Raw genomic sequence first — 22,162 nt, 5'->3', positions numbered from 1 at the left:
ATGTCCCCAACCACCGAAGCGGCTGGTAATTCAATTTCCCAAAGGAACCCGGACACCCAAAAGGTGCCACGGGGATTTGGCATTTGACAATGTGCACGCTGTTGAGTTCTCAAAGATCGGACGCTCCGCACGAGCGACTTCGTCTGGAAGACGAAGACCCGAACAGGCAACTTCACTACTATATATCTACATCCGACCAGCTGTGCCGAAACGCTGCGGGATCAGAAGATCTCGAGGTTTTCACTGCTGTGGATGGCCCCGCTTGAGGCCGGTAAGCTCTTCCGCTTTCCGAACCTTTGGGGTGACAAGAGGAAACATTACGGGCATGTTTCCCGTCTGGCAAATGGAGCGCGTCTCCCGGGCGTGTCGCCCGGAAACTCGGCGAACTAGCCGATCAGCACGCCGGCGAGAGTCTTCTTGCCGCGGCGAAGCACAATGATCCCACCGGCCAGCGTGAGGGAATCGACTGTCGCCGCGCTGTCGGTGAGCTTTATGTTGTTGGCGTAGACACCACCCTGCGCCAGGGCGCGGCGGGCTTCGCCGACAGACCCGCAGAGCCCGGAATCGACCAGCGCCTGCAGCACCGGGGTGTCACCGGGGAGCGTCGCGGTCGGCAGCTCCCCCAGCGCCTGGCGGAGCGTCGACTCATCCAGACCGGCCAGGTCACCCTGCCCGAAGAGTGCGGCCGAGGCCGCGATAGCGGCATCCGTCGCCCTCGAACCGTGCACGAGGGTCGTCACCTCGTAGGCGAGCGAGCGCTGTGCCTCTCTCCGGAACGGTTCAGACGCCACCACGCTCTCGAGTCTCTCGAGCTCCTCACGGCTCAAAAACGTGAAGATCTTGAGCCGCTCGATGACGTCGGCGTCGTCGGTGTTCAGCCAGAACTGGTAGAACGCGTATGGCGAGGTGAGCTGATCGTCCAGCCAGACCGCATTGCCCTCACTCTTTCCGAACTTGGTGCCGTCGGAGTTGGTGATGAGCGGTGTGCCGATCGCATGCACCGACGTCTGTTCTGCCCGGCGGATGAGATCGGTTCCACTGGTGAGATTGCCCCACTGATCGCTGCCGCCGGTCTGCAGCACGCACCCGTATGTGCGGTAGAGCTCGAGGTAGTCGAGGCCCTGCAGGATCTGGTAGCTGAACTCGGTGTAGCTGATTCCGGCGTCGGAGTTGAGCCGGGCACTCACGGCGTCTTTCTTCAGCATGGTGCCCACCCGGAAATACTTGCCGATGTCGCGCAGAAAGTCGATTGCGCTGAGCGGCGCCGTCCAGTCGAGGTTGTTGACCAACCGGGCGGGGCTTTCTCCCTCGAAACTCAGAAAGCGCGAGATCTGCGTCTGCAGGTACCCCACCCATTCGGCCACGGTCTCCCGCGCGGTCAGCGTACGTTCGGCGGTCGGGCGCGGGTCGCCGATGAGACCCGTCGACCCGCCGACCAGCGCGAGCGGATGATGACCCGCGAGCTGAAGCCTGCGCATGGTGAGCAACTGCACCAGGTTGCCGAGGTGCAGGCTGGGAGCGGTGGGGTCGAATCCGCAGTAGAACGTGATCGGGTCACCCGCCAGCAGGGCTCCGAGTTCGGTCTCGTCGGTCGAAACGTGCACCAGGCCCCGCCACTTCAACTCCTCCCACACGGAGTCGAATGTCGGATCGTTTATCTGGGCAGCGAGCGCTACGGGCACGGAAGACACGCGTAAGAGAATAGCAGCGGCGCTCAGGCCGTCTCGAAGGGTGGAAGTCTGGGGTGACGTTTGTACGGTGAGACCGTGGGGTCGCCCGGAATGAAGAAGCGCCACGGGTAGACGGGGGTTCCGCCCGGGCCGCCGAGACCGGTGCGCGGGCTGGTCGCTACGGGCGACGGATGCACGGGCATCCGTAATGCGTAGGGCACCTCGGTGAGGTCTGCTCCCCCGTCGTCGAGCGGGATGCCGAGGGCCACGACGAGGCGGGCCGGGCCCCGGGCAAGGTCTCGCAGCTTCACCGCCGGGCCGCGGCGGTGCTGCGCGAGGTCGACCCCCTCGACGATCTCCCCCGCGCGAAGCAGCACCCCGCTCGCCGTACCGGGTGCCGAGCAGACGATGTTGGCGCAGGTGTGCATGCCGTAGGTGAAATACGTGTACAGGCGCAGGGGTTCGCCGAACATGACCGAGTTCGATCGGGTCTGGCCGCGGAACGAGTGCGATCCGGGGTCTTCACCGACTCCGAGGTAGGCCTCGACCTCGGTGATGCGCACGGCGACCGTGCCCTCCGGTGAGGTACGGCTCAGGATGCCGCCGAGCAGCAGCGGGGCGACCTCCACCGCGGGGCGGAGGAACAGGGCGCGGCCGAGAGCGGTGAGCGGCGGGCCGACCTCGACGCTGACAGGCGGGCCGACCCCGCCGGCACCGAGCGGTGCGGCATCCGGCATCGTCAGAACAGGGCGATGCCGAGCGACAGGCAGACAACGATGGCGGCGATCACCACGAGCAGCCCGCCCGAGAAGACGATCCAGTAGGTGCGGTTCGACAACGGCTTGCGCCACCACGGCGTCTTGTAGAGCGGGTGGTTGCGGATGTCCTGGTCGACCTTGGGCTTCTTGCCCGCGCCGGTGCGGGGGCCCTGGGCATCGGGCGACGGCGGGCCGGAGTTGTTGAGGGTCATACTGCTCCCCGGGGGTGGTAGATGAGGGGTTCGGCCAGGCTGGCCTCGGCGTCGTCGGGTGCGCCCTGCAGCGCATCCCCCAGAACGCGCACCCGTTCGGTGAGCAGGGTGAGCTGCTCGGCGACGCGCACGCCCGCGGTACCGCCCACACCGTCGCGGCTCGCGATCGAGCCTTCGACCGTGACGACGGCACGAACATCCGGAGTCAGCGTCGGCGACACCCCCCGAAGCTGCTCGTCGGTGGGTTCATGCAGTTCGAGGCCGTGCTCCTCGCAGAAGCGCACGAGGTCGCCGCTGATCTCGTGGGCGTCGCGGAACGCCACGCCCTGCTTGACGAGCCACTCGGCGACATCGGTCGCAAGCGAGTACCCCTGCGGTGCGAGTTCGGCGAGACGGTCGGTGTTGAACGTGAGCGACGCCACCATTCCGGTGAAGGCGGGCAACAGAACCTCGAGCTGCTCGACGGTGTCGAAGACGGGCTCCTTGTCTTCTTGAAGATCGCGATTGTACGCGAGCGGCAGACCCTTGAGGGTGGCCAGCAGGCCTGTCAGGTTGCCGACGAGGCGACCGGCTTTACCCCGCGCCAGCTCCGCGATGTCGGGGTTCTTCTTCTGCGGCATGATCGACGAACCCGTGGAGTACCCGTCGTGGAGCTTCACGAACCCGAACTCGCGAGTCGACCACAGGATGATCTCCTCGGCGAAGCGCGAGAGGTTGATACCGACGAGGCTCGTCACGAAGGCGAACTCTGCGACGACGTCTCGGCTCGCGGTGGCATCGATCGAGTTCGGCATCGGACCGCCGGCCAGCCCGAGCTCCGTCGCGACGAGCGCAGGGTCGAGCCCGAGCGAGCTGCCCGCGAGAGCCCCGGCGCCGTACGGGGATTCCGACGCGCGGGCGGCCCAGTCGCGCAGGCGCTCGAGGTCGCGCACCAGTGGCCAGGCATGGGCGAGGAGGTGGTGCGAGAGCAGCACCGGCTGTGCGTGCTGGAGGTGGGTTCGCCCGGGCATCGGGGCGTTCGGATGCGCGGCGGCCTGCGACGCGATCGCGTCGATGAGCTGCACGACGAGGTGGCCGATCGACCGACCATGGTCGAGCAGGTACAACCGGACCAGCGTGGCGATCTGGTCGTTGCGGCTTCGCCCGGCGCGGAGTTTTCCGCCCAGTTCGGCACCGGCATGGATGATCAGACCGCGCTCGAGCGCCGAATGCACGTCTTCGTCGGACTCCGCGGCGGTGAACTCGCCCGCCTCGATGGCCGCGGCGAGCTCGTCGAACGCGGCAGACATGGCGACGAGCTGGTCAGCGGTGAGGTAGCCGGCAGCCGAAAGCGCCTTCGCATGTGCTCGTGACCCCGAGATGTCGTACGGCCAGAGCTGCCAGTCGAACTGCGTCGATTTGCTCAGGGCGAGCAGTTCCGGCGAAGGTCCGCTGGCGAAGCGGCCGCCCCAGAGGGCGCCCGCTTCGCTCGCTCGATTGTCGACCACGCGGTTACGCCTCGATCGATCCGCCCGCGGCGAGGTCGCGGCGTGCCGAGATCTTCGACGGGAGAGACCAGATCTCGATGAAGCCCTTGGCCTGCGTCTGGTCGAAGCTGTCGCCGGTGTCGTAGGTCGCCAGATCGAAGTCGTAGAGGCTCTGCTCGCTGCGGCGGCCGGTGACCGTGGCCTTGCCGGCGTGCAGCTCCATACGGATATCGCCCGAAACGTAGCGCTGCGTGTCATCGATGAAGACGTCGAGAGAGCGCTTCAGGCCCGAGAACCAGAGCCCGTCGTAGACCAGCTCCGACCACTTCGATTCGACACCCCGCTTGTATCTGGCCAGGTCGCGCTCGATGGTGAGGTTCTCGAGCTCTTCATGGGCGGCTATCAGGGTGAGACCGGCGGGCGACTCGTAGACCTCGCGGCTCTTGATGCCGACGAGGCGGTCTTCGACGATGTCGATGCGGCCGATGCCCTGGGCTCCGGCGAGGCGGTTGAGCTGCACCACGGCCTCGAGCGGGGTGACCGCCCTGCCGTCGATCGCCGTCGGGATGCCCTCGGTGAACGTGATGGTCACCTCGGTGGCCTCGCGCGGGATCGCCGGGTCATCGGAGTAGGTGTAGAGGTCTTCGATCGGGCCGTTCCACGGATCTTCGAGGAAGCCGGTCTCGACCGCACGGCCCCAGACGTTCTGGTCGATGGAGTAGGGGCTCTTCTTCGACTGGACGATGGGAAGGTTGTGCTCAGCCGCGTAGACGATGGCCTTGTCTCGCGTCAGCGCGAAGTCGCGCACCGGGGCAAGCGAGGTGAGATCGGGCGCGAGCGCCGCGACGGCCGCCTCGAAGCGCACCTGGTCGTTGCCCTTGCCCGTGCAGCCGTGGGCAACACTGTCTGCACCGAGAGCGATCGCGGTCGAGGCGAGGTGCTTGGCGATGAGGGGCCGGCTGAGCGCACTGACCAGCGGGTAGCGCTTCTGGTAGAGCGCGTTCGCCTTCAGGGCGGGCATCAGGTAGTCGTTCGCGAACTCGTCACGGGCGTCGATGACAACGGCTTCGACAGCGCCACAGTCGAGCGCGCGCTGGCGGATGACCTCCATGTCTTCGCCCTCCTGGCCGACGTCGATCGCCAGGGCGACCACGTCTTTGCCGGTGGCGTCTTTCAGCCAACCGATGCCGACCGAGGTGTCGAGACCCCCCGAGTATGCGAGCACTACACGTTCCGCCACTTTTTCTCCCTTTGGTTTTCTCGTACTAAAGCTTAGGGCTGCTGGCGGAGGAGCCAGACGAGCAGGGCCTTCTGGGCGTGCAGGCGGTTCTCCGCCTCATCCCAGACGACGCTCTGCGGCCCGTCGATGACGTCGGCAGCGACCTCGTAACCGCGATCGGCCGGCAAGCAGTGCAGGAAGAGGGCGTCGGCTTTCGCGTGGGCCATCAGCGCCCGGTCGACCTGGTAGCCGCCGAAGGTCTTCACGCGTGCCGCCTTCTCGTCTTCTTTGCCCATCGACACCCACGTGTCGGTGACGACGATGTCGGCGCCGGTGACGGCCTCGACAGGGTCGGTCAGCACGGTCGCCGAACCGCCGGTTCGCGCGGCGAGGGCCTGAGCATCCTGCACCACCCGCACGTCGGGCGCATAGTCGGTCGGCGCCGCGATTCGAACGTGCATGCCCGCTGTGGCGCAGGCGAGCAGGTAGGACTGGCCCATGTTGCTCGCGCCGTCACCGAGGAAGGTCACGGTGAGGCCGGCGAGCTCGCCGCGGTGCTCCCGGATGGTGAGCAGGTCGGCGAGCAGCTGGCACGGGTGGAACTCGTCGCTCAGGGCGTTGACGACGGGGACGGTCGTACCCGCGGCCATCTCTTCGAGCCCGGTCTGCGCGTAGGTGCGCCAGACGATGGCGGCGACCTGGCGTTCGAGAACGCGGGCGGTGTCTGAGGCCGTCTCCTTTCCGCTCAGCTGGCTGTTGGCCGTGCTGATGATGAGCGGACTGCCGCCGAGATCGGCGATTCCTACGGCGAAGGAGACCCGGGTGCGGGTGGACGACTTGTCGAAGATGACGGCGACCGTCTGCGGGCCGGCGAGAGGCTTGGCCTGGAACCGGTCGCGCTTCAGTTCGGCGGCAAGGTCGAGGATCTCGGCCTGCTCGGCCGGTGAGAGATCGTCGTCGCGGAGGAAGTGGCGGGTCATGCGGGGCCTTCGGTGGTCGGGGCTGTGGTCGGGGTGCTGGCAGGGGTCGGTGCGGCCGGGAACCCGACCGCCGCGAGCGCCACGGTGAATCGCGCGATGAACGCGTCGACCTCCAGGTCGCGGATGATCAGGGGCGGCGCCATGCGGATGCTCGACTCGTTCGCCGCGTTGATGATGAGCCCGGCATCCATCGCCGCGGCGGCCAGCTTCAGCGCAATCGGTTCGGTGAGCCCGAGGCCCATCAGCAGCCCCTGCCCGCGGATCTCGCCGATCAGCGGGGAGTTCAGCGCCGCGATGCGGTCGCGCAGCTGGATCCCGCGGCGTTCGGCGTTGCCGACCAGGTCGCGCTCCTCGATCTCACCCAGCACCGCGTTGGCGGCGGCCGTGGCGAGGGGGTTTCCGCCGAAGGTGCTGCCGTGCATCCCGCGCTGGAAGAGGTCGGAGGCCCAGCCGAACGTGACCAGCGAGCCGATGGGCACGCCCCCGGCCATACCCTTCGCAATGGTCACGGCGTCGGGCAGGATGCCGGCGTACTCGTAGTTGAACCAGCGGCCCGTGCGACCGACGCCGGTCTGGATCTCGTCGAGGATGAGCAGAACACCGTGCTCTTCGGTGAGTTGCCGTGCCCTCGCCAGGTAGCCCTCCGGCAGGTTGATCACGCCGGCCTCACCCTTGATGGGCTCCAGGAAGAGAGCCGCGACGGTGTCGTCGATCGTCGCCTCCAGCGCCTCGATCGTCGAGTCGATGTGGATGACCCCACCGGGCAGCGGCTCGAACGGTGCCTGCATGTCGGGCTTGCCGGTGAGCGCCAGGGCACCCATCGTTCTTCCGTGGAACGAGTTCTTGAGCGAGACGATGGTGGGTCGCGCGGGCGACGAATTGAGCCGCGCGAGCTTGAACGCGGCCTCGTTCGCCTCAGCGCCCGAGTTGCAGAAGTACGCGCGCCCCGCCGGCCCCGCACCCGTGATTCGTTTGAGCCGTTCGGCGAGCTGCAGCTGGGGGCGGGTCGAGAAGTAGTTCGAGACGTGGGCGAGCGTGCTCACCTGGCGGGTGAGCGCATCGATGAGCACCGGATGCGCGTGGCCGAGCGAATTGACCGCAATGCCGGCCAGGAAGTCGAGGTACTCCTTCTCGTTCTCGTCCCACACGAAGGCACCGCGCCCGTGGGTGAGCAGGGCGAGCGGCTGCCCCATCGTGCGCATCAGCGACTCGTTGAAGGTATCGACCCAGCTGGTGGTGGTTTCGATGGTCACAGGTGTTCGCTTTCGTCTGGGTCGTGGTGGTTCGTGACTTCGGTGCCGATACCGCTCTGGGTGAAGACCTCGAGCAGAATCGAGTGCGGGATGCGACCGTCGATGATCGCGGCCTTCGGCACTCCCCCGTCGACCGCTTCGAGGCAGGCCGCCATCTTCGGGATCATGCCCGCCTCGAGCGTCGGCAACAGCTCGCGGAGCGTCTCGGCGGAGATGGCCGGCACGAGGGAGTCGCGGTTGGGCCAGTCGGAGTAGAGCCCGGCGACGTCGGTGAGGATGACGAGCTTCGCCGCCCCGAGCGCCACAGCGAGCGCGGCCGCAGCAGCGTCGGCGTTGATGTTGAGTACCTGGCCGGGTTCGTCTCGGTCGGGTGCGATGGAGGAGATGACCGGGATGCGGCCGGCCGCGAGCTGCTCGAAGACCGTCACGGGGTTCACCCCCACGACATCTCCCACCAGCCCGAGGTCGACCGTCTCGCCGTCGACCTCGATCATGCGTCGCTGCCCCTCGAACAGCCCTGCGTCTTCACCTGACATGGCGGAGGCGAGCGGGCCGTGCTCGTTGATGTGGCTCACGATGTCGCGGCTGATCTGGCCGGTGAGCACCATGCGCACCACATCCATCGCCTCGGGGCTGGTCACCCGGTAACCGCCGCGGAACTCGCTCTCGATACCGAGACGGTCGAGCATGCGGGAGATCTGCGGCCCGCCGCCGTGCACGACGACCGGGCGGATGCCGGCATAGCGCAGGTACACGATGTCTTCGGCGAAGGTGCGCTGCAGGTCGGGGTCGACCATGGCATTGCCGCCGAACTTGATGACCATGATCTGGTCGTGGAACGATTTCAGCCACGGCAGCGACTCGATGAGGGTCGCGGCCTTGACGGCTGCCAGGTCATGGTCTTGCGCGAGAGTCGTCATGATCGGGCTCAGCTCGCGTAGGCGCTGTTCTCATGCACGTACTCGTGCGTGAGGTCGTTCGTGTAGATCGAGGCGGTCTCGTCGCCCACGTGCAGGTCGATCAGCACGCTGACGGCCCGCGGAGTGAGGTCGATCAGGTCGCGGTCTTCGAACGGCTCCCCCGCCCTGCAGATCTTGACGCCGTTGATCGTCACATCGATGTTGTAGGGGTCGAACGCGGCATCCGTCGTTCCGACCGCGGCCAGAACGCGACCCCAGTTCGGGTCGTTGCCGAAGATGGCTGCCTTGAAGAGGTTGCTGCGCGACACGGCCCGGGCGACCGTCACCGCGTCATCCTCCGACTCGGCGTCGACCACGGTGATCGTGATGTCGTGGCTCGCGCCCTCGGCGTCGCCCTGCAGCTGCAGCGCGAGGTCGTGGCAGAGCGCGGTGAGCCCGGCGGTGAATTGGGCCGGGTCGGGGGCGATAGTGGATGCCCCACTCGCCATCAGCGCAACGGTGTCGTTCGTCGACATGCACCCGTCGGAGTCGACCCTGTCGAACGTGACCCTCGTGGCCGAACGGAGTGCGGCATCGAGCGCCGCAGAAGGGAGGTCGGCGTCGGTGGTGATGACGACAAGCATCGTCGCCAGGCCCGGAGCGAGCATTCCCGCCCCCTTTGCCATTCCGCCGATCGACCAGCCGTCGCCATGGAACACCGCTTCTTTGGCACGGGTGTCGGTGGTCATGATGGCGAGGGCAGCATCGGTGCCGCCGCGTGCAGAGAGTGCCTCGACGGCCACGGCGACCCCGCCGACCACCCTGTCGCGAAAAAGCTGGTCGCCGACGCCGATGAGCCCGGTGGAGCACACCACAACGTCGCCCGCAGACACGTCGAGGTGTTCGGCGACAGCTTCGGCCGTCGCGTGCGTGGTCTGGAACCCGAACGACCCGGTGTAGCAGTTGGCGCCGCCGGAGTTCAGGATGATCGCCGAGACCCGGCCGTCTTCGACGACCTTCCTCGACCAGATCACCGGGTTGGCCTGGCAGCGGTTCGACGTGAAGACCGCCGCTGCAGCGGTGCTCGGGCCGCGGTTCACGACAAGAGCGAGGTCTCTCGCACCGGTCGACTTGAGGCCACGGGCGATTCCGGCCGCTTCGAATCCGGCCGGGGCGGTGACGCTCACGAGTGTGCTCCAGGGGCGATGGGGGTGACGGGTGGGCGGGGGCGGGCCGGAACGATCACGGGGCGACCCCGTTGATCGGTAGCCCCAGGGCCTCGGGGAGGCCGAGCGCGATGTTGGCCGACTGGATGGCCGCGCCAGCCGTGCCCTTGACGAGGTTGTCGATGGCGGTGACGGTGATCACGCGGTCGGCGGCCTCGTCGACAGCAACACCGATGAGAGCGGTGTTCGCACCGACCACGTCGGAGAGGCTCGGCAATTGGCCCTCGGGCAGAACGTGCACGAATGGCTCGTCGGCGTAGGCGTTGACCCAGGCCGACCGCACGTCGTGCGCGCTCATGCCCGCCGCCAGCCGGGCGGTCGAGGTGGCGAGGATACCGCGGGCACTCGGAATGAGCACCGGTGTGAACGAGACGGTGACCCGCCCCCCCGCCGAGAGGGTGAGGTTCTGCACGATCTCAGGATTGTGCCGGTGAGCCCCGGCGATGCCGTAGGCACTGGCCGAGCCGAGGATCTCGCTCGCGAGCAGGTTCGTGCGGAGGCTCTTGCCGGCACCCGAGGGCCCGACGGCGAGTACCGCCACGAGGTCGACGGGCTGGATGACACCCGCCTGCAGCCCCGGCGCGAGGGCGAGACTGATCGCCGTGACGTTGCACCCCGGAACGGCGATGCGCTTCACACCCGCCAGTTTCGAGCGCTGTTTCTGGTGCCCGCCGATGAGCAGCTCGGGCAGCCCGTACGGCCACGCACCGAAGAAGTCGCCACCGTAGAACCTCGCCCAGTCGGCCTCGTTCGTGAGCCGGTGGTCAGCGCCGCAGTCGACGACGAGTGTCTTCTCGTCGAGCTCTTCGGTGATGGCCCCCGACTTTCCGTGGGGCAGAGCGAGGAACACCACGTCGTGGCCGTTCAGCACCTCACCCGTCGTCTCGCTGAGCACCAGGTCGCCGTAGGAGCGCAGGTGCGGATGAACCGTGAGGAGCGGCTGGCCGGCGTTGCTGTTGGCCGTGACCGTGCGTACGTCGAACTCGGGATGACCCGCAAGCAGGCGCAGAAGTTCACCACCCGCGTACCCACTTGCACCTGCGACGGCCACCGAAAAAGACATACGTCAAATGTAGCCCTTGCTCACTGACGCCCCGACGCGCGGGACCCGGGCTGTGCAGAGCCCAGCCCGGGAGGCCGCTGTGGAGAACAGGAAGAGGCAGAGAAGCCGCGGAGCTCAGTCCCGCGGCACGGCACCGAACCGCCGGCCCGCCTCGGCCGCGCCCGCGATGCGCGCCTCACTCGCCTCGGCAGCTGTCAGTGTGCGGTCCGTCGCCCGGAACCGCAGCGCGAACGTCAGCGACTTCTGACCCACGTCGATGCCCGCTCCGCGGTAGTCGTCGACGAGGTGGATGCTCTCCAGCAGTACACCTGCCCCGGCAGCGATGGCATCGAGCACGTCACCGGCCGCCACCGACGCCGGAACCACGAGCGAGACATCCTGGGTCGCGGCCGGGTACCCGGCCAGTGGAGTCGCCTGCACGCTTCGGGCGGCGAGTTCGATGAGCGCGGAGAGATCGAGTTCGGCCACCGCCACCACCCGCGGCAGGTCGAGTTCGGCAGCGAGCGCCGGCAGCAGCTCGCCGACGTATCCCACGCTGACGACATCGACACCGGTGCCGACCGGCACGAGAACCTCGGCGGTGCGGCCCGGGTGCAGTGCCGTGTGCGATCCCTGGCGCACGGTGAGGGGAACATCGAGCGCCGATGCCAGCAGGCGAACCGCGTCGAGGGCGTCGGCAACACCGAAGGGCACCGCAGCCTGCCCGGGCTGCTTGTCGACAGCATTGCCGAGGAGCAGCATTGCCACATGCCAGGGCTGTGGCGGAATGCTGGCGTCGAGGTCAGCGAGGGTCTCGGCTGTGGGCAGGGTGGCGCCCGGCGGAACCTCGCCGACACCGTACGACGCATCGGGCACAGGCTGGAAGACCGCACCGATCTCGTAGAGCGAGAGGTCGGTCAGACCGCGCGACAGATTGCGACGCGCCACATCGATGAGCCCCGGCAGGAGCGTCGTGCGCAGCAGTGGGGCCTCGGCGTCGAGAGGATTGGCGAGCTCGACCGCCGGGGCGACGGTGTCGTCCGGCGACCCGAATGTCGCGTTGGAGGCCGCTGAGACGAACGGGTACGCCAGCACCTCGGTCGAACCGCTCGCCGCCAGCGTCTCGGCCGCCAGGCGGCGAAGCTGCTGCTCGCGGGTGAATCCGCGCCCGGGCGGCGCCGTCGGGATCACGGAGGGGATTCGCGAGTAGCCGACGATGCGCGCGACCTCTTCGGCCAGTGTCGACTTGTGCGTGAGGTCGGGCCGCCAGGAGGGAGGCGACACGAGCAGCCCATTGCTGGCATGCTCCAGCCAGGCCCCGATCTCGATGAGTGAGGAGGTCACCTCCTCGTCGGTGTAGTCGACCCCCACGAGCTCGGAGATGTAGCGGTCGGGCAGGAAGATCGGCGCCAGGGCGTCATGTTCGTGGTGACCCGATCCCGAACCGTCGGCCCTGCCACCGGCCAGCTCCTCGAGCAGCTGCACCGCGCGGGCGGCCGCAGCGACGGCGACCTGCGGGTCGACGCCGCGCTCGAACCGCTTCGAGGCCTCGCTCGGCAGCTTGTGGCGCCGGGCCGTTCGGGCGATCGTCACCGGGTCGAAGTTCGCCGCCTCGATCAGCACCGCCGTGGTCTCGCCGGAGATCTCCGTCGAGAACCCTCCCATGACGCCCGCCAGGCCGATGGCCCCGCTGTCGTCGGCGATCACCAGGTCTTCGGTGTCGAGCGTGCGCATCTGGGCATCGAGCGTCTTCAGGGTCTCGCCGGGCTGAGCGCGACGCACGACGATACCGCCCTGCAGTGCGTCGAGGTCGTACCCGTGCAGGGGCTGGCCCAGCTCGAGCATCACGTAGTTCGTCACGTCGACCACGATCGAGATCGAACGGATGCCCGCCAGCTTCAGTCGCGACACCATCCACGCCGGCGTCGGAACGGTCGGGTCGACCTGCCGCACCACCCGCGTGACGAACACGGTCGCGCCGACGCGGCCGCGGATCGGCGCCCGGTCGTCGATGGAGACCGTCACCCCGTCAGCGGGTTCGCCCGCGTCGAGACCGAGCGGCAGTGCCAGCGCGGGGTCGCGGAATGCGGCGCCGGTGGCGTGGGCGTACTCCCTCGCTATACCGCGGATGGAGAAGGCGTACCCGCGGTCGGGCGTGACGTTCACTTCGACAGCGGCATCGGTCAGGCCGAGCAGTGCAAGCGCGTCTGCGCCGACCGCCGGGTCGAGCCCGAGCGTCACCAGGCGCAGGATGCCGTCGTGCTCGTCGCCCAGCCCGAGCTCGCGGGCCGAGGCGATCATGCCGTCGGAGACGTGGCCGTACGTCTTCCGCGCGGCGATCGCGAAGTTTCCGGGCAGCACTGCACCGGGCAGTGTCACGACGACCTTGTCGCCCACGAAGAAGTTGCCGGCACCGCAGACGATGCCCCGAACATCCGCCCCGCCATCGGCGGCAGCGAGCCCGGGAGCCGCCACGCGAACGCTGCACCAGCGGATGGTCTTGCCGTTGGTCTGCGGTTCTTCGCCGAACTCGAGCACCTCGCCGACGACGACGGGGCCGTCGATGTCGAAGTGGTGCGAACCCTCTTCTTCGAGCCCGACGCTCACCAGCGCGGCGTGGACCTCGTCGATTGTGGTGCCCGCGGGCACGTCGACGAACTCGGCGAGCCAACTCACGGGGATTCTCATGACTAGACCACCATTCCGAACTGCTTGCTGAATCGCACATCGCCCTCGACCATGTCGCGCATGTCGTTGAGGTTGTTGCGAAACTGGAGGGTTCGTTCGATTCCGACGCCGAACGCGAAGCCCGAATAGACGTCGGGGTCGATTCCGGCCGACAGAAGCACGTTCGGGTTCACCATGCCGCAGCCACCCCACTCCACCCAGCGCGCCCCGCCTTTGGCGTTCGGCTGCCAGACATCCATCTCGGCGCTCGGTTCGGTGAAGGGAAAGTAGTTGGGGCGCAACCGGATCTTCGCCTCGTCGCCGAACATCTGGCGCGCGAAGAACTCCAGGGTGCCGCGCAGGTGCGCCATGGTCAGCCCCTTGTCGACGGCGATGCCCTCCACTTGGCTGAAGACGGGGGTGTGGGTCGCATCGAGCTCATCAGTGCGGTATGTGCGTCCGGGCGCGATGACGTACACCGGCAGCTCGCGGCTGAGCAGCGACCGCACCTGCACGGGCGAGGTGTGCGTGCGCAGCAACAGGTGCGACGACACCGGCTCGACGAAGAAGGTGTCCTGCATGGCGCGGGCGGGATGATCGGGGTCGAAGTTCAGGGCGTCGAAGTTGAACCACTCGTTCTCGAGCTCGGGGCCCTCCGCCACCTCCCAGCCCATGCCGATGAAAATGTCGCCGATCTTCTCCTGCAGCAGGGAGAGCGGATGGCGAGCCCCCAGCCGCTTCTTCACCGGGAGCGCCGTCACGTCGACCGCCTCCGCCGCGAGTTGCGCCTCGTTCTCGAAGGCCGTGACGTCGGCCTCCTTCGCGGCGAGGGCCTGGTTCACCCGCGCCCGCGCCTGGCCGACCAGCTTGCCCGCTGAGGCCTTCCGGTCGTTCGGCAGGCTGCGCAGCTGCCCGTTCAGGCGGGCGAGCGGCGACGCTTCACCGGCATGCTCGGAGCGGGCAGCGCGGAACGACGCCGTATCGCTGACCGCCTCGATCGCGGCCAGCGCGGCGGTCACTGCAGCGGCGACGGACTCTTCGGAGATGACGGGAGTAGTTGGATCGGACACGGGACCCAAGTTTAGCTAGGTCAGTGCACTCAGCGATTCGTCCTGTACGACGGACGCCACTTTCACACCCCGGCGCTTCGCGAGCTGCCTGGCGACGGTCGAGATCGTGAGGTTGAGCGCCAGGTACATCGCGACCATCACGAGGAAGATCGGAAAGAAGTACTGCTGGCGCCCGAGGAACTCGCCCAGCAGCTCTCCCTCGCGAATGAGCGAGACGGCACCGACGATGTAGCCGAGGGCGGTGTCTTTGGTGAGCACCACGATCTGCGCCACGATGATCGGCAGCATGTTGCGGAAGGCCTGCGGGAACTCGATCTGCAGGCGGGTCTGGAGTGGCCGCATCCCGATCGCCAGCCCGGCCTCGCGCTGGCCCTTCGGGAGGGCGACCACACCGGATCGAAGTGCCTCGCCGATGATGGCCCCGTTGTAGACGGCGAGCGCGCTGACGACGGCCCAGAAGGCGCTGATGCCGGGAAACGCGAGCAGAATGAAGAGCATCATCAGCAGCACGGGCATGCCGCGGAAGAATTCCAGCACGACCGTCGTCGGAATGCGGATGATGCGGTGCGACGACATGCGCAGCAGGGAGAACACCATTCCGAGCAGCAGCGCGAGAACGGTCGCCACCAGGGCGGACTGAACGACCACCAGCAGGCCCCGGAGCAGCGCTGCCCAGACCAGGGGATCGTTGAAGATCATCCAGCGGGAGGCATCCCACATGCCCTTCTCGCCCAGGGTCAGTGCGGCGTAGGCGAGTGCGCCGACCACGATCAGCCCGGTGACCCACGAGGTGATGCGTGCCCGCACCCTGGCGCGGGGGCCGGGAACGTCGTACAGAACACTGGTCATCGCTTGATCGCCACCCGTCGTTCGAGAGCGTCGGCCAGCTGGCCGAGGGGAATGGTGATGAGGAGATAGAAGATGGCCACTCCGACCAGAACGGCGATGACCTGGTCGCCATTCGCATTGATGAGTCGGCGGCCCGAGCCGAACAGCTCGAAGATGAAGAAGCCGCCCGCGATCGAGGTGTTCTTCGTCAGGGCGATCATCACGTTGATGAGGGGCGGAACGACGCTCCGGATGGCCTGCGGAAGCACGACGAGGGTGACGGTCTGCCCGAACGTCATGCCGACGCTCCGCGCAGCCTCTGCCTGACCGACCGGCACACCGTTGACACCCGACCGGATCGCCTCAGCGAAGAACGGAGCGGTGTACAGCGTGAGCGCCAGCACCGCCGAGAACATGAAAGGCAGCACCACGCCGAGGATCGGCAGCACCACGAAACAGAAGATGAAGACCAGAACGAGCGGGGTGTTGCGCAGGATCTCGGTGTAGACCGTCGCCGTCGCCCGCAGGCTGCCCACCGGTGAGATGCGCATCGCGGCGATCACGACACCGAGGGGCAACGCGAACAGCGTGGCGAGCAGCAGCAGGGAGAGCGTCTGGAGAAAGGCCTCGAAGTACAGCGGCAGATTGTCGAAGATGACCACGGGGCCTCCCTTCCGTAGGGTCTAGTACTGCTCGATGGTGGGCGGCGTCGGCACCGGGATGACCGTACCGGCCGTCTGCTCGAAGAGCCGCGCCCACGTTCCGTCGTCGTACGCAGCCTGCAGCGTCTCGTTCACGAACGTGCGCATGGCGGTGTCGTCTTTGGGAAGACCGATGCCGTAGGGCTCTTCGGTGAAGGTGTCGCCGACGAGCTTGAAGACGCCCGGGTTCTGGTCGACGAAGCCCGAGAGGATGACGTTGTCTGTGGTCATCGCGACGACCTGGCCGTTCTTCAACGGGTCGAGGCACTTGCTGTAGACATCGGTCGGCTGCAGCACTGCGCCGTACTTCTCGACGATGTTCGCCGCCGGCGTCGACCCCTCGACCGAACAGACCGGCTTGCCCGCGAGGTCTTCGGGCTTGGTGATCTCGGTGTTGCCGTCGAGCACCAGGATGCTCTGGCCGGCAACGAAGTACGGGCCCGCGAAGTCGACGACCTGTTTTCGCTTGTCGTTGATCGTGTAGGTGGCGATCACCGCGTCGACCTGGCCGCTCTGCAGGAACGGTTCGCGGTTCGCCGACACCGTCTCCGTCCACTCGATCCTGTCGAACGGGATGCCGAGCTTGGCTGCCACGAGGGAGCCCATGGCGGCGTCGAAGCCGACGGGCTTGCCATCGAGGCCGCGGAGGCCGAACAGCGGCTGGTCGAACTTGGTGCCGATCGTGATGGTTCCGGCTTCGGCGAGCTTCGCCATGGTGGTTCCGGCTTCGAAGGTCGGGGACTCGACGACCGCGAGGTCGTAGGGACCTGCGCCGGCGGCCGACGTCGACGTGCTGCCGCCGGTGGTCGCGCTGCCGGGGGCGCCGCAGGCGGTGAGTGCAACGGCAACGGCGAACGCCGCCGTGCCGATCAGGGTCTTCCTGGTTTTCATGATTTTCCTCTTTTCATGGTGATGCTGTGGATGTTGCGGATCGCCCGCAGGCGAACCGTGCCCAGAAGGTGAGGAACTAATGGGCGAGGATCTTAGAGAGGAAGTCTTTCGCCCGGTCGCTCTTCGGGTGATCGAAGAACTCGGCGGGAGTGGCGTCTTCGACGATGCGACCGTCGGCCATGAAGATGACCCGGTCGGCGGCCTTTCGCGCAAAGCCCATCTCGTGCGTCACGACGATCATCGTCATGCCGTCTTTCGCCAGCCCGACCATCACCTCGAGCACTTCGTTGATCATTTCGGGGTCGAGCGCCGAGGTGGGCTCGTCGAACAGCATCACGGTCGGCCGCATCGCCAGCGCGCGAGCGATGGCCACCCGCTGCTGCTGCCCACCGGAGAGTTGGGCGGGCATCTTGCTCGCCTGGTTGGCCACACCGACCCGTTGGAGCAGCTTCATCGCCTGGGCCTCCGCCTCGGCCTTCGACTGCTTCGCGACCTTCATCGGGCCGAGGGTGACGTTCTGCAGCACCGTCTTGTGCGAGAAGAGGTTGAACGACTGGAAGACCATCCCGACCCGCGCGCGCAACTGCGCCAGCGCAGCGCCCTCGCTCGGCAGCGGCTGGCCGTCGATCGTGATGGTGCCGGCGTCGATGGTCTCGAGGCGGTTGATCGCGCGGCAGAGGGTCGATTTACCCGATCCACTCGGCCCGATGACGACCACAACTTCGCCCCGGGCGATGGTGAGGTCGATGTCGTTGAGAACGTGCAGCTCGCCGTAGTGCTTGTTCACGTGGTCGAGAACGACGAGTGGTGTTCCGGGTGCGTTCATGGCCCCCACCCAACCACACCGCGTCAGAGGGTCACGAATTACCGGCTCAAAAGTTACTCACCCGTAACATGGGAAACAACTGGGCTCAGCAGCACATTTGTCTGAGAATCAACACAGAAAACGATCAAGTGACACGGCTTCGAGGCCGTTTTCGTCATGAACGCTGGGCGAAGGCGCTCTCGTAGAGACAGACGGATGCGGCGGTCGCCAGATTCATCGACTCGGCCTTACCGTAGATCGGCACCGAGATGGCCCGGTCGGCCAGCTTCAGGTCGTCGTCGGTGAGACCGCGGGCCTCGTTGCCGAAGAGCCAGGCGGTGGGGGCCGTGAGAAGCCCGGTGGACCGCACTGCGAGGAGGTCGTCGCCCTTGATGTCGGCGGCCAGGATCTGCAGGCCCGCCTCCACGGCGCGGCGCTTCACATCGTCCAGCGTCGCTTCGACGGCCACCGGCAGGTGGAACAGCGAGCCGGTCGTCGACCGGACGACCTTGGGGTTGTAGAGATCGACCGAGCGACCGGTGAGGATCACGGCGTCGGCCCCGGCGGCGTCGGCGGCACGGATGATCGTTCCGGCGTTGCCCGGGTCGCGAACCTCTTCGAGGATGGCGATGAGCTTCGGGCCGGCCGCGAAGATGTCTTTGACGGCGGTCGGAAACTGATGGCAGACGGCGATGAAGCCCTGCGGGGTGACGGTGTCGCTCATCACCTCGAGAACGTGCTCGGAGACGAACTCCACATCGACGCCGGCATCGACGGCCGTCTGGGCGATGTCGGTGTAGCGCTCGAGCGCAGTCGGCGTGGCGTAGAGCTCCACCACGAGCTGGGGGCTGAAGAGCAGCGCCTCCGAGACCGCCTGCGGCCCCTCCAAGAGAAAGAGCCCGGTCTCAGACCGGGCTCCCTTCTTGGCGAGCTTGGCGACGGCCCGAACACGCGGTGAACGCGGGTTATCAAGCATGTGCCAAGTCAAGCAGATCTCTGCAGAACTATGCTGCAGCGTCGACCTTCGGGGCAGACGTGTCGGCGGGCAGCGCGGCCTTCGCGCTCTCGACCAGGGCCGCGAACGTGGCGGGCTCGGTGACCGCGAGGTCGGCGAGGATACGGCGGTCGACCTCGATGCCGGCCAGGTTCAGGCCCTGGATGAGGCGGTTGTAGGTCATGCCGTTCAGGCGGGCGGCGGCGTTGATGCGCTGGATCCACAGGCGACGGAAGTCACCCTTGCGCGCGCGGCGGTCACGGTACGAGTAGACGAGGGAGTGGGTGACCTGCTCCTTGGCCTTGCGGTACAGGCGTGAACGCTGGCCGCGGTAGCCCTCGGCACGCTCCAGGATGACGCGACGCTTCTTGTGGGCGTTTACCGCCCTTTTTACTCTTGCCATTATCTATCTGTCCTTTTTCGTCGTCGTCGTGGTCTAGAGGCCGAGGAGCTTCTTGATGACCTTGGCATCCTGCGGGGCAAGAACCTGGTCGGTGTTCAGGCGGCGCTTGCGCTGGCCCGACTTCACTTCCAGGTTGTGGCGCATGCCGGCCTGCTGCTTCATGATCTTGCCGCTGCCGGTGACCTTGAAGCGCTTCTTGGCCCCGGAATGGGTCTTCTGCTTGGGCATTTTTTGTCTCCTCGTGGGTTGCGTAGAAAGTCTGTGTTGAGTGGAAGGCTATTCGGCTGCTGCGGGGGCAGCTGCGGCGGGCTCTGCGGCGGGAGCAGCCACGGCGGATTCTGCTGCGGCGGGTTCTGGTGCCGCAGGGGCCTCACGCGGCGGCTTCGCTGCTGCTCGTTGTGCATTGGCTTCGGCTTTGGCCTCTGACTTGTTCTTCAGGGGACCGATCACCATGACCATGTTGCGACCGTCGATGGTCGGGCTCGATTCGACGGAGCCGAACTCCGAAACGTCTTCGGCAAATCTCTGCAGGAGGCGCACGCCCTGGTCGGGGCGGGACTGCTCGCGGCCACGGAACAGGATCATCGCTTTCACCTTGTCACCGGCCTTGAGGAAGCCCTCGGCGCGCTTGCGCTTCGTCTCGTAGTCGTGCACATCGATCTTCAGGCGGAACCGAACCTCTTTGAGGATCGTGTTCGCCTGGTTGCGCCGGGCCTCTTTCGCCTTCTGCGCCGCTTCGTACTTGAACTTTCCGTAGTCCATGATCTTGGCGACGGGCGGCTTGGAGTTCGGGGCCACCTCGACCAGGTCAAGGTCTGCCTCTTGCGCGAGTCTGAGGGCCACGTCGATACTGACGACGCCAACCTGCTCACCGGCCGGACCCACGAGGCGAACCTCGGGTACTCGTATACGGTCGTTTGTACGGGGATCGCTGATGCGTTGCTCCTTGGGTCTGCGTGGGTGTCGGCCGGGCCTACGGCATGAGCCGAGGGCACGCGAAACTGAACGTCACCACGCAAAACAGGAAAAAGACACACCTGTTACAAACGCACCGCACCCTGTCTACCTGCGTCGGTGACGACGCCGGCGGAGTGCAATCAACCCGATAACCTATTGAGTGGTCATGCGGGTGGGAGATTCTCCACTTTCGATCTGGCACCTCTCGGTGTCAGAGCCGCGTAGAAGTCTAGCAGAGACTCCGGCCCCATGGAAGAACGGATGCACATGAGTGACGAAGCGCGCGATATCGCCGATGTACAGGCAGTGGAGGTCATCACCACCACAGCCGTGCACCTGATGAGTGCCGCAGCCGTCAAGGTCGGCCTCGCCGACGACCCCGGCACCCAGCTCGACCTCGATGAGGCCCGCAAGCTCATCACCGCCCTCGCGGGTCTGGTCACCGCCGGGGCCCCCGAGATCGGTGACATGCACGCGCGGAGCCTCCGCGACGGGCTGCGTTCGCTGCAGCTCGCCTTCCGTGAAGCCTCACCGTTCCCCGACCCCATCGGTCAAGGGCCTGGCGAGAAGCTGACCGGACCCGTTAACTAGGGGATATGACCCCAGGCCCATCCCGCGCTGACGACGACCGGGTGCGCTGGATCTTCGGCGGCCAGCTCGGTTCACCGTTCGACGACGGCGGCCGAATGCTGCTCATCGAGGCACGCTCGGTCTTCGGGCGGCGGCCGATGCACCGGGCGAAGGCGCACCTGTACCTGTCGGGCATCCGTCACCGCGCAGCCGAACTCGGCGACCGCGTCGAATTCCACCAGGTCGAGAAGTACAGCGACGTCGTTGAGGGTCGCACCGACCTCGAGGTGATCGATCCGACCTCCTACCGCGCCAGGCGGTACGTCAGACGAATCGGTGCGCGCATCCTGCCGAGTCGCGGGTTCGTGACGAGCGAGGCCGACTTCGCGCTCTGGGCGGCCAGCCGGGGCGGCAAGAGGCTGCTGCTGGAGGACTTCTATCGCACGGTCAGGCAGCGTACGGGCATCCTGATGCAGGGTGAGACCCCGGCCGGAGGGCAGTGGAACTACGACATCGACAACCGCCAGTCACCGCCGAAGGGTGCCGTGTCGCTGGGTCTGCCCGACCCCTGGTGGCCTGAAGAGGATGAGATCGACGCGTCGGTGCGGCAGGATCTCGACCGCTGGCAGGCCGACGGTCTCGTCGAGCTGGTGGGTCAGGATGCTCCCCGGCGCTTCGCGGTGACCGAACGTGAAGCGAACCTCGCCCTCGACAGCTTCATCGAGACCCGCTTGAACGATTTCGGACCCTTCGAGGATGCGACCCTGACCGGCGACTGGACCATGGCTCACTCGCTGCTGAGCGCTCCCCTGAATCTCGGACTGCTCGACCCCCTGGAGGTGGTGTCGCGAGTCGAGGCGGAGTACGACGCCGGGCGTGCGCCGCTCTCGTCGGTCGAAGGGTTCGTTCGACAGGTCATGGGCTGGCGCGACTACGTGTGGCACCTCTACTGGCACCTCGGCGAGGAGTACACCGATTCGCACAACGCACTCGGGGCGACCGCTCCCCTGCCCGACGAGTTCCGCACCCTCGACTCGGCCGCGATCTCGGCCAACTGCCTCAGTCACAGCATCGACGGGGTGAAGAACCACGGCTGGGCGCACCACATCCAGCGGCTGATGATCATCGGCAACTGGGCGCTACAGCGCGGCTACGACCCGGTGGCGCTCAACAACTGGTTCATCGACATGTTCGTCGACGGCACACCGTGGGTGATGCCAGCGAACGTGATCGGTATGTCGCAGCACGCCGACGGGGGCATCGTGGCAACGAAGCCGTACTCGTCGGGCGGCGCCTACATCAACACGATGACCGACTACTGCGGCGGATGCCGCTACAACCCCAAGGTGCGGTTGGGGCCGGATGCCTGCCCCTTCACCGCCGGATACTGGGCGTTCCTCGACCGCACCGAGCCGGTGCTGGCATCGAACTTCCGCATGAAGCAGCCGATGGCGGGCCTCCGCCGCCTCTCGGACCGTGGGGCCGTGGTGGCGCAGGAGCGCGAGCGCGAGGGCCTCTAGCGCGCGGCCCGGAGGCTGGGCGCCGAAGCAC

The 22,162-nt window shown here is 66.9% G+C and carries 22 protein-coding genes; 2 read left to right on the top strand and 20 right to left on the bottom strand.

The annotated features are described in order from the left end of the window. Positions 1-386: 386 nt before the first annotated feature. From tyrS to infC, 20 genes are all read right to left on the bottom strand, one after another. Positions 387-1,691, bottom strand: a complete 1,305-nt coding sequence (gene tyrS, locus B7R24_RS06185; protein ID WP_216363630.1) for a tyrosine--tRNA ligase — start codon at positions 1,689-1,691, stop codon at positions 387-389. A 23-nt stretch (positions 1,692-1,714) separates the two neighbouring features. After that, complete coding sequence (locus B7R24_RS06180) at positions 1,715-2,407, bottom strand: DNA-3-methyladenine glycosylase (RefSeq protein WP_116418101.1); 693 nt, start codon at positions 2,405-2,407, stop codon at positions 1,715-1,717. Positions 2,408-2,409: 2 nt separating this feature from the next. Next, positions 2,410-2,640, bottom strand: a complete 231-nt coding sequence (locus B7R24_RS06175) for a hypothetical protein (RefSeq protein WP_116418100.1) — start codon at positions 2,638-2,640, stop codon at positions 2,410-2,412. Continuing rightward, positions 2,637-4,127: an argininosuccinate lyase gene (gene argH, locus B7R24_RS06170; protein ID WP_116418099.1), complete on the bottom strand. Its 1,491-nt coding sequence runs from the start codon at positions 4,125-4,127 to the stop codon at positions 2,637-2,639. The genes B7R24_RS06175 and argH overlap by 4 nt, the downstream gene beginning before the upstream one ends. A gap of 4 nt (positions 4,128-4,131) precedes the next feature. After that, positions 4,132-5,346 (bottom strand): argininosuccinate synthase, encoded by a 1,215-nt coding sequence (locus B7R24_RS06165; RefSeq protein WP_116418098.1) that lies wholly within the window; start codon positions 5,344-5,346, stop codon positions 4,132-4,134. Between the two features lie 32 nt (positions 5,347-5,378). Beyond that, on the bottom strand, positions 5,379-6,305 hold the full coding sequence (argF, locus tag B7R24_RS06160; RefSeq protein ID WP_116418097.1) for an ornithine carbamoyltransferase: 927 nt from the start codon (positions 6,303-6,305) through the stop codon (positions 5,379-5,381). Then, entirely contained in the window at positions 6,302-7,558 is a 1,257-nt protein-coding gene (locus tag B7R24_RS06155) for an acetylornithine transaminase (RefSeq protein ID WP_116418096.1), read from the bottom strand. Before B7R24_RS06155 ends, argF begins: the two co-directional genes overlap by 4 nt. Further along, positions 7,555-8,478 carry an acetylglutamate kinase gene (gene argB, locus B7R24_RS06150; protein WP_116418095.1) on the bottom strand — a complete coding sequence of 308 codons (924 nt, stop codon included), beginning with the start codon at positions 8,476-8,478 and terminating at the stop codon, positions 7,555-7,557. The genes B7R24_RS06155 and argB overlap by 4 nt, the downstream gene beginning before the upstream one ends. A gap of 8 nt (positions 8,479-8,486) precedes the next feature. After that, the gene (gene argJ, locus B7R24_RS06145; protein ID WP_116418094.1) at positions 8,487-9,644 is read right to left on the bottom strand and encodes a bifunctional glutamate N-acetyltransferase/amino-acid acetyltransferase ArgJ; all 1,158 of its coding nucleotides are present in this window, start codon (positions 9,642-9,644) and stop codon (positions 8,487-8,489) included. 55 nt (positions 9,645-9,699) lie between these two features. After that, complete coding sequence (gene argC, locus B7R24_RS06140) at positions 9,700-10,746, bottom strand: N-acetyl-gamma-glutamyl-phosphate reductase (protein WP_116418093.1); 1,047 nt, start codon at positions 10,744-10,746, stop codon at positions 9,700-9,702. 114 nt (positions 10,747-10,860) lie between these two features. Further along, positions 10,861-13,413, bottom strand: coding sequence for a phenylalanine--tRNA ligase subunit beta (gene pheT, locus B7R24_RS06135; RefSeq protein WP_116418092.1), 2,553 nt, complete (start codon positions 13,411-13,413; stop codon positions 10,861-10,863). 2 nt (positions 13,414-13,415) lie between these two features. Continuing rightward, positions 13,416-14,462, bottom strand: a complete 1,047-nt coding sequence (gene pheS, locus B7R24_RS06130) for a phenylalanine--tRNA ligase subunit alpha (protein WP_116418091.1) — start codon at positions 14,460-14,462, stop codon at positions 13,416-13,418. 15 nt (positions 14,463-14,477) lie between these two features. After that, on the bottom strand, positions 14,478-15,311 hold the full coding sequence (locus B7R24_RS06125) for an amino acid ABC transporter permease (RefSeq protein ID WP_116418090.1): 834 nt from the start codon (positions 15,309-15,311) through the stop codon (positions 14,478-14,480). Next, positions 15,308-15,952, bottom strand: coding sequence for an amino acid ABC transporter permease (locus B7R24_RS06120; protein ID WP_116418089.1), 645 nt, complete (start codon positions 15,950-15,952; stop codon positions 15,308-15,310). Before B7R24_RS06120 ends, B7R24_RS06125 begins: the two co-directional genes overlap by 4 nt. A gap of 21 nt (positions 15,953-15,973) precedes the next feature. Continuing rightward, the gene (locus B7R24_RS06115) at positions 15,974-16,882 is read right to left on the bottom strand and encodes a glutamate ABC transporter substrate-binding protein (protein WP_116418088.1); all 909 of its coding nucleotides are present in this window, start codon (positions 16,880-16,882) and stop codon (positions 15,974-15,976) included. Between the two features lie 76 nt (positions 16,883-16,958). Further along, on the bottom strand, positions 16,959-17,708 hold the full coding sequence (locus tag B7R24_RS06110) for an amino acid ABC transporter ATP-binding protein (protein ID WP_116418087.1): 750 nt from the start codon (positions 17,706-17,708) through the stop codon (positions 16,959-16,961). A gap of 154 nt (positions 17,709-17,862) precedes the next feature. Further along, complete coding sequence (locus B7R24_RS06105; RefSeq protein WP_116418086.1) at positions 17,863-18,663, bottom strand: TrmH family RNA methyltransferase; 801 nt, start codon at positions 18,661-18,663, stop codon at positions 17,863-17,865. A gap of 28 nt (positions 18,664-18,691) precedes the next feature. After that, complete coding sequence (rplT, locus tag B7R24_RS06100) at positions 18,692-19,084, bottom strand: 50S ribosomal protein L20 (RefSeq protein WP_116418085.1); 393 nt, start codon at positions 19,082-19,084, stop codon at positions 18,692-18,694. A 33-nt stretch (positions 19,085-19,117) separates the two neighbouring features. Further along, positions 19,118-19,312: a 50S ribosomal protein L35 gene (gene rpmI, locus B7R24_RS06095; protein WP_116418084.1), complete on the bottom strand. Its 195-nt coding sequence runs from the start codon at positions 19,310-19,312 to the stop codon at positions 19,118-19,120. Positions 19,313-19,360: 48 nt separating this feature from the next. Next, positions 19,361-20,020, bottom strand: coding sequence for a translation initiation factor IF-3 (gene infC, locus B7R24_RS06090; RefSeq protein WP_116418083.1), 660 nt, complete (start codon positions 20,018-20,020; stop codon positions 19,361-19,363). 270 nt (positions 20,021-20,290) lie between these two features. On the opposite strand from infC, the gene B7R24_RS06085 reads away from it, so the two are divergent. Further along, on the top strand, positions 20,291-20,632 hold the full coding sequence (locus B7R24_RS06085; RefSeq protein WP_116418082.1) for a DUF1844 domain-containing protein: 342 nt from the start codon (positions 20,291-20,293) through the stop codon (positions 20,630-20,632). 5 nt (positions 20,633-20,637) lie between these two features. Beyond that, a complete protein-coding gene (locus B7R24_RS06080; protein WP_116418081.1) occupies positions 20,638-22,131 on the top strand; it encodes a cryptochrome/photolyase family protein in 1,494 nt (497 codons plus the stop codon). The last annotated feature ends 31 nt before the right edge of the window (positions 22,132-22,162 follow it).

Source organism: Subtercola boreus (genome assembly GCF_003399645.1).
Classification (GTDB): Bacteria; Actinomycetota; Actinomycetes; order Actinomycetales; family Microbacteriaceae; genus Subtercola; species Subtercola boreus_A.
This window is presented reverse-complemented; position numbering and strand designations above follow the sequence as displayed.